The organism is Streptomyces pseudovenezuelae, assembly GCF_029892565.1.
GTDB lineage: Bacteria > Actinomycetota > Actinomycetes > Streptomycetales > Streptomycetaceae > Streptomyces > Streptomyces pseudovenezuelae_A.
Genome location: NZ_JARXVH010000017.1, coordinates 193,551 through 207,866 on the forward strand (window position 1 = coordinate 193,551; position 14,316 = coordinate 207,866).

Annotated in this window: 13 protein-coding genes; 10 read left to right on the top strand and 3 right to left on the bottom strand. The window is 70.3% G+C overall.

Features of this window, described 5'->3' with window-relative positions; all coding sequences use genetic code 11:
- Nucleotides 1-6: 6 nt before the first annotated feature.
- The gene (locus tag M2283_RS39820; protein ID WP_280881432.1) at nt 7-456 is read right to left on the bottom strand and encodes a metallopeptidase family protein; all 450 of its coding nucleotides are present in this window, start codon (nt 454-456) and stop codon (nt 7-9) included.
- 292 nt (nt 457-748) lie between these two features.
- On the opposite strand from M2283_RS39820, the gene M2283_RS39825 reads away from it, so the two are divergent.
- The 7 genes from M2283_RS39825 (at nt 749) to M2283_RS39855 (ending at nt 8,804) form a co-directional block, all read left to right on the top strand.
- Nucleotides 749-1,174, top strand: coding sequence for a DUF3499 domain-containing protein (locus M2283_RS39825; protein ID WP_280881433.1), 426 nt, complete (start codon nt 749-751; stop codon nt 1,172-1,174).
- 169 nt (nt 1,175-1,343) lie between these two features.
- On the top strand, nt 1,344-2,960 hold the full coding sequence (locus M2283_RS39830) for an L-lactate permease (RefSeq protein WP_280881409.1): 1,617 nt from the start codon (nt 1,344-1,346) through the stop codon (nt 2,958-2,960).
- Between the two features lie 138 nt (nt 2,961-3,098).
- On the top strand, nt 3,099-4,463 hold the full coding sequence (locus M2283_RS39835) for a phosphomannomutase/phosphoglucomutase (RefSeq protein WP_280881410.1): 1,365 nt from the start codon (nt 3,099-3,101) through the stop codon (nt 4,461-4,463).
- 452 nt (nt 4,464-4,915) lie between these two features.
- Nucleotides 4,916-5,086 (top strand): Trm112 family protein, encoded by a 171-nt coding sequence (locus tag M2283_RS39840; protein ID WP_007382472.1) that lies wholly within the window; start codon nt 4,916-4,918, stop codon nt 5,084-5,086.
- Between the two features lie 206 nt (nt 5,087-5,292).
- Nucleotides 5,293-6,420 carry an SIS domain-containing protein gene (locus M2283_RS39845; protein ID WP_280881411.1) on the top strand — a complete coding sequence of 376 codons (1,128 nt, stop codon included), beginning with the start codon at nt 5,293-5,295 and terminating at the stop codon, nt 6,418-6,420.
- A gap of 104 nt (nt 6,421-6,524) precedes the next feature.
- Nucleotides 6,525-7,676 carry a mannose-6-phosphate isomerase, class I gene (gene manA, locus M2283_RS39850; protein WP_280881412.1) on the top strand — a complete coding sequence of 384 codons (1,152 nt, stop codon included), beginning with the start codon at nt 6,525-6,527 and terminating at the stop codon, nt 7,674-7,676.
- 144 nt (nt 7,677-7,820) lie between these two features.
- A complete protein-coding gene (locus M2283_RS39855; RefSeq protein ID WP_280881413.1) occupies nt 7,821-8,804 on the top strand; it encodes a cation diffusion facilitator family transporter in 984 nt (327 codons plus the stop codon).
- A 165-nt stretch (nt 8,805-8,969) separates the two neighbouring features.
- On the opposite strand, the gene M2283_RS39860 is transcribed toward M2283_RS39855, so the two are convergent.
- Complete coding sequence (locus M2283_RS39860; protein ID WP_280881414.1) at nt 8,970-9,110, bottom strand: hypothetical protein; 141 nt, start codon at nt 9,108-9,110, stop codon at nt 8,970-8,972.
- 457 nt (nt 9,111-9,567) lie between these two features.
- On the opposite strand from M2283_RS39860, the gene ahcY reads away from it, so the two are divergent.
- Together ahcY and M2283_RS39870 are read left to right on the top strand one after the other, a co-directional pair.
- The gene (gene ahcY, locus M2283_RS39865) at nt 9,568-11,025 is read left to right on the top strand and encodes an adenosylhomocysteinase (protein ID WP_280881415.1); all 1,458 of its coding nucleotides are present in this window, start codon (nt 9,568-9,570) and stop codon (nt 11,023-11,025) included.
- A 171-nt stretch (nt 11,026-11,196) separates the two neighbouring features.
- The gene (locus M2283_RS39870; RefSeq protein WP_280881416.1) at nt 11,197-11,811 is read left to right on the top strand and encodes a hypothetical protein; all 615 of its coding nucleotides are present in this window, start codon (nt 11,197-11,199) and stop codon (nt 11,809-11,811) included.
- Between the two features lie 29 nt (nt 11,812-11,840).
- Here the strand turns inward: M2283_RS39870 and M2283_RS39875 are convergent, their stop codons facing one another.
- Entirely contained in the window at nt 11,841-12,770 is a 930-nt protein-coding gene (locus M2283_RS39875) for an RDD family protein (RefSeq protein ID WP_280881417.1), read from the bottom strand.
- A gap of 130 nt (nt 12,771-12,900) precedes the next feature.
- On the opposite strand from M2283_RS39875, the gene M2283_RS39880 reads away from it, so the two are divergent.
- Nucleotides 12,901-13,908, top strand: coding sequence for a stage II sporulation protein M (locus M2283_RS39880; RefSeq protein WP_280881418.1), 1,008 nt, complete (start codon nt 12,901-12,903; stop codon nt 13,906-13,908).
- The last annotated feature ends 408 nt before the right edge of the window (nt 13,909-14,316 follow it).

A 14,316-nucleotide genomic window follows, 5' to 3' on the forward strand; every position in this document is an offset into this window, starting at 1 on the left:
CGGTGCTCAGTCCTCGCCGTAGCGCGGGTCCACCGTCTCCGGGGTCAGCCCCAGGAGTTCGGCGACCTGCTCGACGACGATCTCGTGCACCAGCGCGGCGCGTTCGTCGCGCCCCTTGGTGCGGATCTCCACCGGGCGCCGGTAGACGACCACGCGGGCCGGGCGTCCCTCGCGAGAGGGAATCGTGCCCCCCAGGGGGACCGCTTCGTCGTTCCACGCCTGGCCGGGGCCGTCGAGGCGCGGCACCTCCAGGACGAGGAAATCGATGTCGGCGAGCTGCGGCCAGCGCCGCTCCAGGCGCTCCACCGAGTCCTGCACCAGATCCGCGAACGCTTCGGCGCGGCTCGCGGCGAGCGGCACCTGGGGCGGCGCGATCGGGCCGCGCATGCCCCGGCCGTGGCGATCACGACGGCGGGGGCCGGGGGCGGCGGCACGGGGCGGTACAGGGTTGTCCATCACCGGTGAAGCGTAGTCCCCGACGGGACCGCGTGCCCGACCCCACGCGCCGTCACGGACGCCGTCGGACCGCCTCGTGGGGCATGTCGCAGGATGACCATTCCGGCCAAGGTCGGGCTCGATTCCGTATCTCTCCGAGACCGCCGACGACGAGGCAAATGACTGTGTTTGTGCGGGTAGTTGATCGGTTCCGGAGGTGGGTGCTGCCCTGTGAACGGCGGTTCGTGCAGGTCAACGGCGTGTGGCGGGAGGGGTGTGTGGGGTGATTCACACCACGACACGGTGGAGTGACCTGAGGGAGTGTCGTCGCGGCCCGCTCAAGAGTGCGGTACCGTCCAACGTCGTGAGCCCTGTACGTCGCTGTTCGCGCACCGCTTGCGGCCGCCCCGCCGTCGCGACGCTGACGTACGTCTACGCCGACTCGACCGCGGTCCTCGGCCCGCTCGCCACCTACGCCGAACCCCACTGCTACGACCTGTGCGCCGAGCACTCCGAGCGCCTCACCGCGCCGCGTGGCTGGGAAGTCGTCCGGCTCCTCGACAGCTCCGCTCCGGCCCGCCCGAGCGGCGACGACCTGGAAGCGCTTGCCAACGCCGTGCGCGAGGCGGCCCGTCCGCAGGGGCGGGCGGCCGGGGCCGGCGGCGGGAGGCGCGGGGCGGACCCGATGGAGGTCGCGCGCCGCGGCCACCTGCGCGTGCTGCGGTCTCCGGACAGCTGACCCTTCCGGTCGGCCGATCGATCCTCTTTGCGTGACCCTCTTCGTGTGCGTTCCGTGCATGTTCCGCCCAGTGATGCACGCCCATTGACGCGCGCTTGTCGCGGACACGACCATTCCGTAAGCCGAAACGAGAAATCGCTTTCCGCATGACGGAATCGGGGAGGCGTCCGTGTACGTCCAGAAACTGGAACCCGTCGCAGACTCACTGGGCCTGTCAGCCCTCGTCGCCGCGCTGCCCCTGGTGACCGTCCTGATCCTGCTCGGCGGCGTCCGCCTGAAGGCGCACATCGCTGGCCTCATCGGCCTTCTGGCGGCCGTTCTGGTCGCCTGGCTCGCCTACCGCATGCCGCTGGGCCAGACGCTCTCCAGCGCCGCTCAGGGAGCCGTCTTCGGGCTCTTCCCCATCCTGTGGATCGTCGTCAACGCCCTGTGGGTGTACCGGATGACCGTCCGCACCCACCACTTCGACATCCTGCGCCGCTCCTTCGGACGGCTCTCCGACGACCCGCGCATCCAGGCGCTCGTCGTCGCCTTCTGCTTCGGCGCGCTCCTGGAGGCCCTCGCCGGCTTCGGGGCGCCGGTCGCGATCTGCTCGGTCATGCTCGTCGCCCTCGGCTTCGACCCGGTGCGCGCGGCCGTGGTGTCCCTGGTGGCCAACACCGCGCCGGTCGCCTTCGGCGCCATGGGCACACCGGTCGTGACGCTCGCGCAGGTGACGGGACTTCCACTGGACACGGTGGCCTCCGTCGTGGGCCGCCAAACTCCCCTGCTGGCCCTGGTGGTGCCGCTCGTGCTGGTCGGTCTGGTGGACGGGCGGCGCGGCCTGCGCGAGACCTGGATCCCCGCCCTGGCCTGCGGAGTCGCCTTCGCCATCGCCCAGTTCGCCGTCTCCAACTACGTCTCCGCGCAACTCGCCGACATCGCCGCCTCCTTGGCGGGCGCGGGCGCCCTGGTCGCCGTACCGCACGCGCGTGTGCCCGCCACCGAGTCCGTACGCGCGTCCGTGCTGACCGGCGCGCGCAGCGAGGAGTTGGACGAGGAGGACCCGCCCCGTGAAGTCCTGCGCGCGTACGCCCCGTACGCGCTGATCGTCGTGATCTTCTCGGTCGCGCAGATCCCGGCGGTCAAGGACTGGCTGGCCGGGGCGACCCGCATGTACGACTGGCCCTTCCTGAACGTCGTCGGCGCGGACGGGAAGCCGGTCGGCGCGAACGTCTTCACCTGGCCGATCGTGTCGACGGGCGGCACGCTCGTCCTGCTCGCCGGGGTGTGCACGGCCGTCGTACTCGGTGTGCACGCACGCGTGGCGGTCAAGGAATGGGCCGCCACGGTGCACGAGTTGAGGTTCGCGATCCTGACCGTGACGTCCGTGCTGGCGCTCGCCTACGTCATGAACCTCTCCGGCCAGGCCGCCACGATCGGCCACTTCGTGGCGGCGGCCGGGGCCGGACTGGCCTTCCTGTCACCGGTCCTGGGCTGGTTCGGCGTGGCCGTCTCCGGCTCGGACACCTCGGCCAACGCGCTGTTCGGAGGCCTGCAGGTGACCGCCGCCCGCGAATCGGGCCTGTCGCCCGAACTCCTGGCCGCCGCCAACAGTTCGGGCGGCGTCCTCGGGAAAATGATCTCCCCGCAGAACCTCACCATCGCGTGCGCGGCCGTGGGCCTGGCGGGCCGCGAGGGGGATCTGCTGCGCAAGGTGCTGCCGTGGAGCGTGGGCCTGCTGCTGGTGATGTGCTTGATCGTGGTGGGCCAGAGCTCGCCGGTCCTGGGCTGGATGCTGCCGTGAGCCGTTCCCGCCCCGCACCCACCCACCCCGCTCTGACCTGAGGTTACGTCTGGAAGTCGACTCAGCGTCCGCACAGCGCACTGTCAGTGAGGGCAGGTAGTTTGAGGCGACCGACAGGACTTTCAGATGGGGTGGACCGTGGCTGCTGATCTGTCACAGCTCGTGAAGGCGTACGACGTACGCGGAGTGGTCCCGGACCAGTGGGACGAACCACTGGCCGAACTCTTCGGGGCCGCCTTCGTCCGGGTGACCGGCGCCGACGCGATCGTGACCGGCCACGACATGCGCCCCTCCTCGCCCGGCCTGTCGCGGGCCTTCGCGCGCGGGGCGGCCGCACAGGGCGTCGACGTCACCGAGATCGGCCTGTGCTCCACGGACCAGCTGTACTACGCGTCGGGCGCGCTGAACCTGCCGGGCGCGATGTTCACGGCCTCGCACAACCCCGCGCAGTACAACGGCATCAAGATGTGCCGGGCGGGCGCGGCCCCGGTGGGCCAGGACACGGGACTGGTCGAGATCCGTGAACTCGCCGAGGAATGGCTGGAGTCGGGCGCTCCGGAGCCAACGGGCAAGCTGGGAACGATCACTCAGCGTGAGACGTTGTCGGACTACGCGGCCCACCTCCGCTCCCTCGTCGACCTGACCTCGATCCGCCCCCTCAAGGTCGTCGTCGACGCGGGCAACGGCATGGGGGGCCACACGGTCCCGACGGTCTTCGAAGGTCTACCCCTGACCCTCGTCCCGATGTACTTCGAGCTGGACGGCACCTTCCCCAACCACGAGGCGAACCCCCTGGACCCGGCGAACATCGTCGACCTCCAGCTGCGGGTCCGTGAGGAGCACGCCGACCTCGGCATCGCCTTCGACGGCGACGCGGACCGCTGCTTCGTCGTCGACGAGCGCGGCGAGCCGGTCTCCCCGTCGGCGATCACGGCCCTGGTCGCCGCGCGCGAACTCGCCCGCAACGGCGGCAAGGGCATCGTCATCCACAACCTGATCACGTCCTGGTCCGTCCCGGAGGTGGTCCGCGAGAACGGCGGCACCCCGGTCCGCACCCGCGTCGGCCACTCCTTCATCAAGGCCGAGATGGCCCGCGCCGGCGCGATCTTCGGCGGCGAACACTCGGCCCACTACTACTTCAAGGACTTCTGGAACGCCGACACGGGAATGCTGGCCGCCCTCCACGTCCTCGCAGCCCTGGGCGGCCAGGAAGGCACCCTCTCCGCCCTGGTCGCCCAATACGACCGCTACGTGGGCTCCGGCGAGATCAACTCCACGGTCGCCGACCAACAGGACCGCCTCGCCGCCATCAAGACGGCCTACGAGAACGCCGACGGCATCACCCTCGACACCCTCGACGGCCTCACCATCACCTCCACCGACTGGTGGTTCAACGTCCGCCCCTCCAACACGGAACCCCTCCTGCGCCTGAACGCGGAGGCCAGGGACGAGGCGACGATGACGAAGGTGCGGGACGAGGTATTGGCGCTGATCCGGGCCTGACACGGATTTGTCTTTGAGCGAGCCTGTCCGGCGTCCGAGGACGAGGCTCAGCCGTCGCGATACGACGCCAGCACACACCTCCTGGCGTCGACGCGCACGTCTCAACGCCGGTCCGCATCTTGGTCTTTCAGCCCGTCCGAGGCCGAGGCTGTGCCATACCGATCCCCACCCCCCCCGTAGGGGGCTGCGCCTCTTGAACGCCGGTCCGGTCTTTGTCCTTCAGCCCGTCCGGCGTTTGAGGACAAGGCCCGTTCAGGGCCGTCGGGGGTCCAGGGGGCGCAGCCCCTTGGCGGGGTCGAAGGGGCAGAGCCCCTGGTGATGGGACGGGTAGGGGCGGCGGGGGCGAGAAACACCCGGCCCCATTCCCACGGCGGTACCCTGACCAGGCACATCCCCACACCGCCCCGCACACGCAAAGCCAACGCACGTGCACCCGCCCGAAGGGACACCCCATGCCGCTCGAAGCCGGCCTCCTGGAGATCCTCGCCTGCCCCGCCTGCCACGCCCCCCTCAAGGAGCAGGACACCGAGCTGATCTGCACAGGTCAGGACTGCGGCCTGGCCTACCCCGTCCGCGACGGCATCCCCGTCCTCCTGGTCGACGAGGCCCGCCGCCCCGCGTAACGCCCAACGGCGCGGCCCGCGCAACGAACAGGTCTGTGCAACGCGGGCTCGCGCAACGAGAGCCCGCGCAACGAGAGCCCGCGTAGCGAGAACCTCACGTAACGACAGGCTCGCGAAACGACAGACCCGCGTGACGCAGACCCGCGCACCAGGACCAGCCAGACCCAGGACCAGGACCCGGCACGGCTATTCGGAGGCTGCCGCCCATGCTCGACGAGTCGCTGCTCGACACCCCCGAGGCCCTCTCGGAGGCAGACCACCGCGGCCTCCTGCGCGGCGCCGCCGAAGCCGGCGCCCGCGTCCGCACAGCGGCCCGGTACGCGGTGGAGGCCGGCATCCCCGACCTCAAACCCGACGGCCGCCCCCGCGCGGTGCTCATCGCAGGCCCCGGCGCGGCAGCCACGTGCGTCGCCGACCTCCTGGGCACCCTCGCCGGCGCCGGCAGCCCCGTCACCCGCCTCGCCCCCACCGGCGTCGCCCCGGCCGCCGGCGCCCTGCGCTGGGACCTCCCGGGCTGGGCCGGCTCGGTCGACCTGCTCCTGATCGCCACCCCCGACGGCACCGAACCCGGGCTCTCCCTGCTCGCCGACGCGGCCTACCGACGTGGCTGCTCGGTCGCCGCCGTGGCCCCCGCCCGCACCCCGCTCAGCGAGGCGGTGGACGGCGCCCACGGCCTGTTCGTGCCGATGGCGACGGCCCCGTACGAGCAGGACGGACCGCTCACCGCGTCCGCCCCCGGCGTCCTGTGGGCACTGCTCACGCCCCTCCTCGCCCTCCTCGACCGCACCGGGCTGCTCTCCGCGCCGCCGGAGGACCTGGAGAAGGTCGCCGACCGCCTCGACCACGTGGCCGAGCGCTGCGGACCGGCCGTCGCGACCTACAGCAACCCCGCCAAGACGCTCGCGGCCGAACTCGCCGAGTCGCTGCCCGTCGTATGGACCGAGGGCGTCTCGGCCGGGCCGGCGGGCCGCCGTTTCGCCGCCGCCCTCGCCGAACTGTCCGGCACGCCCGCGGTGGTCGCCGAACTCCCCGAGGCGCTCGTCGCGCACAACGCCCTGCTGGCCGGCCGTCTCGCCGCCAGCGCGGACCCCGACGACTTCTTCCGCGACCGCGTGGAGGAGGCGCCCGCGCTGCACGCACGCGTGGTGCTGCTCCGCGACCGTCCGATCGGCGGCCTCACCGCCGCCCCGGCCGCCCGTGACCTGGCCCTGGGCCACGACACGCCGATCAGCGAGCTGGAGCCGGAGGAAGGCGGCGAGTTGGAGACCCTCGCCGAACTGATCGCCATGACGGATTTCGCCGCCGTTTACCTGGCGCTCGCCTCGGGGGCCTGACCTGGACGCCTGCGCATCGACTGTCGTACCCGCGCACCGACACCCGTAGCCGCACGCGCGCGTAAGCGCACACGTACGCACCGAGAACCGGCAGAGAGAACCGCATGGACCGCCTCGACAACACCGTCCGCCCCTACGCCTGGGGTTCCACCACCGCCATCCCCGGCCTGCTCGGCGTCGAGCCGAGCGGCGAACCCCAGGCGGAGATGTGGATGGGCGCCCACCCGGGCGCACCCTCGCGCACCCAACGCGGCACGCTCGTCGAGGTGATCGACGCCGACCCGGAGCGCGAACTGGGCCCGGCGGCCGTGGCCAAGTTCGGCCCCCGCCTGCCCTTCCTCCTCAAGATCCTCGCCGCCGGTGCCCCCCTCTCCCTCCAGGTGCACCCCAACCTCCAGCAGGCGAAGGAGGGTTACGAGGACGAGGAGCGCCGGGGCATCCCGATCGACGCCCCGTACCGGAACTACAAGGACGCCAACCACAAGCCCGAACTGATCTGCGCGCTCACCGAGTTCGACGGCCTGTGCGGCTTCCGCGACCCGCTCCAGGCCGCCGACCTGCTCGACGGCCTCGGAGTCGACTCCCTCAAGGCGTACGTCGATCTGCTGCACGCCCACCCCGAGGAAGCCGCCCTGCGCGAAGTCCTCACGGCGATCCTCACCGCCGACCCCGAACAGATGCGCCACACGGTCGCCGAGGCCGCGGCCGCCTGCACGCGTCTGGGCGGCGCGTACACGGCCTACGCCGACATCGCCCACCACTACCCGGGCGACCCGGGCGTCATCGCGGCGATGCTCCTCAACCACGTCCGCCTCCAGCCCGGCGAGGCCCTCTTCCTCGGCGCCGGCATCCCGCACGCGTACCTCAACGGCCTGGGCGTCGAGATCATGGCCAACTCCGACAACGTCCTGCGCTGCGGCCTCACCCCCAAGCACGTCGACGTGCCCGAACTCCTGCGCATCGTCCGCTTCGAGGCCGGCGACGCGGGCGTACTGCGCCCCGAGGCATCCCCGGACGGCGAAGAGGTCTACGAGACACCGATCGACGAGTTCCGCCTGTCGAGGTACGTCCTGCCCGAGGGCGGCACAGCGCCCGACCTCACCCGCGAGGCCCCGCAGATCCTGCTCTGCACGGCGGGCTCGGTACGGGCGGGCGCGCACGAGCTGACCCCCGGTCAGTCCGTCTTCGTACCGGCGGCCGAGAAGGTCGAGGTGTCCGGAGCGGGCACGATCTTCCAGGCCACTGTGATCGTATGACCGGGGCTGTGGATACCTGACGCGCCGTTCGCGGACGGGGCTGCAAGAATGGCCCACCGGCAAAGGACGGGCAAAGCGACGGCAGCGGCGACTGCGGAGCCCGGCCGACGTAGACGCACGAAGGCGAAGGGACAACGCGGACACATGAGCGCGTCAGGCGGCACCAGGGCGATCGTGGCAGCACTCGGAGCCAACCTCGCGATCGCGGCATCGAAGTTCGTCGCGTTCGCGTTCAGCGGCTCCTCGTCGATGCTCGCCGAGGGCGTCCACTCGCTCGCGGACTCCGGCAACCAGGCCCTGCTCCTGATCGGCGGCAAGAAGGCCCAGCGCGAAGCCACCCCGCAACACCCCTTCGGTTACGGCCGCGAGCGGTACATCTACGCCTTCCTCGTGTCGATCGTCCTCTTCTCGGTCGGCGGCATGTTCGCCGTCTACGAGGGCTACGAGAAGATCAAGCACCCGCACGAGATCGAGCACTGGTACTGGCCGGTGGGCGTCCTGGTGTTCGCGATCATCGCCGAGGGCTTCTCCTTCCGCACGGCCATCAAGGAGTCCAACGAACTGCGGGGTACGCACTCCTGGTCGGAGTTCATCCGCCGCGCCAAGGCACCTGAGCTGCCGGTCGTCCTCCTGGAGGACTTCGGCGCGCTGATCGGTCTGGTCCTCGCCTTGGGCGGCGTCGGCCTCGCACTGCTCACCGACGACGGCGTCTGGGACGGCATCGGCACGCTCTGCATCGGCATCCTGCTCATCCTGATCGCGCTGGTCCTCGCCGCCGAGACCAAGTCGCTGTTGCTGGGCGAGGCCGCGAGCAGCGAGGACCTCAAGAAGATCGAGGCCGCGATCGTCGACGGCGACACGGTCACCGGCATCATCCACATGCGCACGCTCCACCTCGGCCCCGAGGAGCTCCTGGTCGCCGCCAAGATCGCCGTGGACCACGACGACACGGCCACCCAGGTCGCCACCGCCATCAACGCCGCCGAGGCCCGCATCCGCGAGGCCGTCCCGATCGCCCGCGTCATCTACCTCGAACCGGACATCTACAGCGAGACCGAAGCCGCCAAGGGCCCGGACCTAGAGGCGACCCCCGGCGGACCGGCCCAGCACCCGACGGCCGGCCACTGAGGGACACGGGCCCAGCGGCACGGGGGGAGAGGGCTACGAGCCCTCATCCCTGAACAGGCCGCACGGGCCACGGCCCCGGCGGAACCGGCGGCGCCTTCCGCCGCCGTACCGCCAAGGCACCGGTCCCGAGCCCGATGTCGGTGAGGAACAACACCCCGCCGAGGATCAGCGCGGCACCCAGCAGCGGGCTGGCACCGTACGGTCGTCCGTCACCCGTCCCTGCGGCACCTTCACGTGGTACTGCCGATGTACACCGTCGGCGTCGCCCCCACTGACATAGGGCTCCTCGACCGGCTTCTCGCTCACGGTGACCCGCTCCTCGGGCCCCACCTGCGTACAGCAGGCAACCCGGTCGTCGCCTCCGATCGCCCGCTGCATCAGCACCCCGCCGTCTGCCCCCAGGTCCCGTCCTCCCCACACGACCCCTGAGCGGCGGGGAGGATAACGGGCGACGGTGAACGCCCTGTGCGGCCCCCGGACGGAGTGCTCCGCTGCCTCCACCACGCATCGTGATCGGCGCGATCTGTTCGGAGGTGGACTGGGGACGGCCGGGTCGGCCGGTGTAGCTTGGAACAGAGCCAGACGTCGCTGCTGATGGCGGTCGGGCGGTCCCGCCGCGGACCGACCGAGGGAGAGAGGGCCTCCGACGGACTGCGCTGCGCGTACGCGGGCATGCCTGTGTCCTCCTTCGGGGCACCACTGTGTCCGCCGCCGCGCAGATCAGCCGTATCCACCTCGCCCCAACCCCGAGGAGCAGCTCCCAATGACCACTGTCGACAACCGACAGGACTTCAAGGTCGCCGATCTCTCCCTGGCCGAGTTCGGCCGCAAGGAGATCACCCTCGCCGAGCACGAGATGCCCGGCCTGATGTCGATCCGCCGCGAGTTCGCCGCCAGCCAGCCGCTGGCCGGCGCCCGCATCATGGGCTCGCTGCACATGACCGTGCAGACCGCCGTCCTGATCGAGACCCTGGTCGCCCTCGGCGCCGAGGTCCGCTGGGTGTCCTGCAACATCTTCTCCACCCAGGACCACGCGGCCGCCGCCATCGCCGTCGGCCCGAACGGCACGCCCGAGAACCCCCAGGGCATCCCGGTCTTCGCCTGGAAGGGCGAGACCCTGGAGGAGTACTGGTGGTGCACGGAGCAGGCGCTGACCTGGCCGAACACCCCCACCGGCGGCCCGAACATGATCCTGGACGACGGCGGCGACGCCACCATGCTCGTCCACAAGGGCGTCGAGTACGAGAAGGCCGGCAAGGTCCCCTCCCTCGACACCGCCGAGTCCGACGAGCACCGCGTCGTCCTCCAGGTCCTGACCCGCACCATCACCGACGGCTCGCAGAAGTGGACCCAGCTCGCCTCGGAGATCCGCGGCGTGACCGAGGAGACCACGACCGGCGTGCACCGTCTCTACGAGATGCACCGCGACGGCACCCTCCTGTTCCCGGCGATCAACGTGAACGACGCCGTCACCAAGTCGAAGTTCGACAACAAGTACGGCTGCCGCCACTCCCTGATCGACGGCATCAACCGCGCTACCGACGTCCTCATCGGCGGCAAGACCGCGGTCGTCCTCGGCTACGGCGACGTGGGCAAGGGCTGCGCGGAGTCCCTGCGCGGACAGGGCGCCCGCGTGATCGTCACCGAGATCGACCCGATCTGCGCGCTGCAGGCGGCGATGGACGGCTACCAGGTCACGACGCTGGACGAGATCGTCGACAAGGCCGACATCTTCGTCACCACGACCGGCAACAAGGACATCATCATGGCCGCGGACATGGCCAAGATGAAGCACCAGGCGATCGTCGGCAACATCGGCCACTTCGACAACGAGATCGACATGGCCGGCCTCGCGAAGATCCCGGGCATCGTCAAGGACGAGGTCAAGCCGCAGGTCCACACCTGGAAGTTCCCCGACGGCAAGGTGCTCATCGTGCTGTCGGAGGGCCGCCTGCTGAACCTGGGCAACGCCACCGGTCACCCCTCGTTCGTGATGTCCAACTCCTTCGCGGACCAGACCCTGGCCCAGATCGAGCTGTTCACCAAGCCCGAGGAGTACCCGACCGACGTCTACGTGCTGCCCAAGCACCTCGACGAGAAGGTCGCCCGCCTCCACCTGGACGCGCTCGGCGTGAAGCTGACCACGCTCCGCCCCGAGCAGGCCTCGTACATCGGCGTCGAGGTCGAGGGCCCGTACAAGTCGGACCACTACCGCTACTGACGCCGCCGGACGACTCGGCGCACACCCTGGTGAGATGAGCGCGTCGGTGCGCTGACACGCTCACCACCAGCAGTTCCTCCGAGGCAGGCCCCCGCACCCCCGTGCCGGGGGCCTGCCCCTTTGGCCCTGCGGCCCCGTCGCCGGACCGGCCCGTCAAGATCCAGGACCCACATGCCCCGCGGCCGTTATTCGCTCCACGATCCGCACGATCACACCCCCCTCGCAGAAGAACACTTCCACTGCGCCCCAGGCCCCTCGGGCTGGCGCTACGTCTCCCAGGTGACCACCCCCTCGGGCGACCACAGCGGCTCCGTCGACCTCACCCTTGACGAACTCGGCCGCCCCATCCGTCTCGAACTCCATGCCGCGGGCTGGCAGGTGCGCGGTGCCGCCCTCGACGGGGTCACCTGGGTCCGCACGGACCCCACCGGAGCCGAGGCCGCCGAAGGCAACGTCCCCGCTCACGCCTTCACCGGCACATCTCCCGCGTTCCTCATCGCCACCGCCCGCCTTCTGCGCCTCACCCCTTCCGCCTCGGCGACCCGCGTACGCCTCGTCACCTTCACCGACCCCGTCCTCGCCCCGCGCACCGTGGACCAGTCCTGGGCCTTGCTGAAAAGCGAAGCACACGCCACTGACAACGGCCCCCTGCCCGTGGACGAATACCAGGTCACAGCCCTGGACACGGGCGAGCAGCACGCCGTGCACATCGCCGGCGACGTGGTACTCGCGGCGCCCGGCATCGAGCTGGAGGACCTCGAGTCACCACCGTCCGCGTTCGCGTGAGGCGGGGAGCGAGGTAGCGCGGAGAGGGGCTATGCCGGCGGTGCGAATCCAGTGCTTCCGGCAGAGTCGGTGGGCTCGGCGGTTTCGTTGATCCGGGTAGCTGGGGTGCTCGGGTAGACGGGGAAGGCAGGAGGCGCGACTCCGACGGGCCCAGCCGCTGGCGGTCCGGCCACAGCAGGCCCAGCCACGGCAGGTCCGACCAGCGCCGAACCGTTCGCGAAGGCCCGTCGTACCTCCCGGGCCTGCCGCTCCTGAACGACCGCCGCCAGATACGCCGCCGGCGGAACACCCTGCGGAGCCGGAGTCCCCGTACGAGCCGCGAGGTCGGAGGCGAGCCGCTCCGCCATGGTCCAGCCGACCTGCGGGTCGAGTTGCTGCATACGCGTCAGGTACTGGCGGATGGCGAGCCACAGTCCGTCGGGCACCGCCGACAGATCGAGCTCCGCGAACCGACCCGCCAGCCAAGGCGGCGGCGGAGGCAGGAAGCCGGAACGAACGATCGGCACCCTTTCCCGTACGACGAGCGTCCCGGCGAAGACATCGCCGAGCCGCCGACCGCGAGCGGACACCAGGGACGCGATGACGGCGACGACCCCGAACGTCATCAGGATCTCGACCACCCCGATCCCACCGCGGACCAGCGCATGCCGGAACCGGATCGGCCCGCCGTCGTCCCGCACCACACGCAGTCCGCAGGCCATCTTCCCGAGGGACCGCCCATGGCTGAGCGTCTCGACCGCGATCGGCGCACCCACCAGGACCAGCACGAAGCTCGCGATCGTCACCGCGATCTGTGCCGCGTCGTCCAGGGAGGCGGTCGCGGCGATGAGAGCAATGGTCAGAACGGAGTAGACGAAGACGGCCACGACCAGATCGAGCAACACCGCGAGCGCCCTGCTGGGCAGCCTCGCAGGGCGCAGCTCCAACGCCACAGCCTCGCCCGTCACCAGCTCACTCACGCCCGTCGTCCTTCCCCTGGCCTGCCCCGTGAACGGCCAGTCTGCCAAGCTGAAGGCACATCGCGCCGCAGTACGACAAGCTGACATCAACGACGGGCCGCCGACGACCAGCCGAGGAGCAGGCACACCGATGGACCTCGACGTCTTCGTCACCGCCCACCGAGCCGAGTGGGACCGCCTCGAAGCGCTCCTCGGACGTCAGCGCCGCCTCACCGGCGCCGAGGCCGACGAACTCGTCACCCTCTATCAGCGCACGGCCACCCACCTCTCCCTGATCCAGTCCAGCGTCCCCGACCCCCAACTGACCGGCCGCCTCAGCCAACTGGTGGCACGCGCGCGTAGTGCCGTGACAGGCACCCGACGAGCCTCTTGGCGAGACGTCACGCGCTTCCTTACGTACGGTTTCCCCGCGGCGGTGTACAGATCGCGGTACTGGTGGGTCCCTACGGCACTGCTGTCCACGCTTGTGGGCGCGCTTCTGGGTTGGTGGATAGCCACACACCCCGAGGTGCAGGCCAGCATCGCGGCCCCCAACGAACTGCGCGAGCTCACCCGCCCTGGGGGCGAGTACGAGACGTACTACTCCAGCCACCCCGCGGCCTCCTTCGCGGCTCAGGTCTGGACGAACAATGCTTGGGCCGCCGCCCAGTGCCTGATCCTGGGCGTCTTCCTCGGCCTGCCCGTCCTCTGGATCCTCTTCCAGAACATGCTCAACCTGGGTGTCGGTTTCGGCCTCATGTCCTCGGCCGGCCGACTCGACACCTTCCTCGGCCTCGTCCTCCCGCACGGCCTGCTGGAGCTGACGGCCGTCTTCGTGGCCGCGGGCACCGGGCTCCGCCTCGGCTGGACCGTGATCGACCCCGGACCACGCTCTCGACGCACGGCTCTCGCCGAAGAGGGTCGCGCCGCCGTGGGCATGGCGATCGGCCTCGCGCTGGTCCTCTTCGTCTCCGGCGCCATCGAAGGCTTCGTCACCCCGTCCGGCCTGCCCACCTGGGCCCGGATCGCCATCGGAGTGGGCGCCGAGCTCGCCTTCCTCGCCTACGTGTTCATCCTGGGCGGCCGAGCGGCCCGCACCGGCGAAACAGGCGACGTGGAGGCGGCGGAACGCAGCGCCACGGTCCCCACGGCTGCCTGATGTGCAGACACGTCTGTTGAGCTGTTAGTCTCTCCTTCGCCCCACAGGAGCCGTTGACACGGAACCGGTGGGGAGGTAGATTCGAACAGTTGCCTAGAACTGGATCTGATCCGGTCGGCAGTAGTGAGTGTCTGTCTACTTCTTCAGAACGGCGATAGAACGTCGATTGCGAAGAAGTTCTCCCGATAAATCGGAAACGAATGGCCGGTCAGTCCGGTTCGAAACTTCTGATAAAGTCGGAGTCGCCGGAAAGGGAAACGCGGAAGCGGGAACCTGGAAAGCACCGAGGAAATCGGATCGGAAAACGATCTGATAGAGTCGGAAACGCAAGACCGAAGGGAAGCGCCCGGAGGAAAGCCCGAGAGGGTGAGTACAAAGGAAGCGGCCGTTCCTTGAGAACTCAACAGC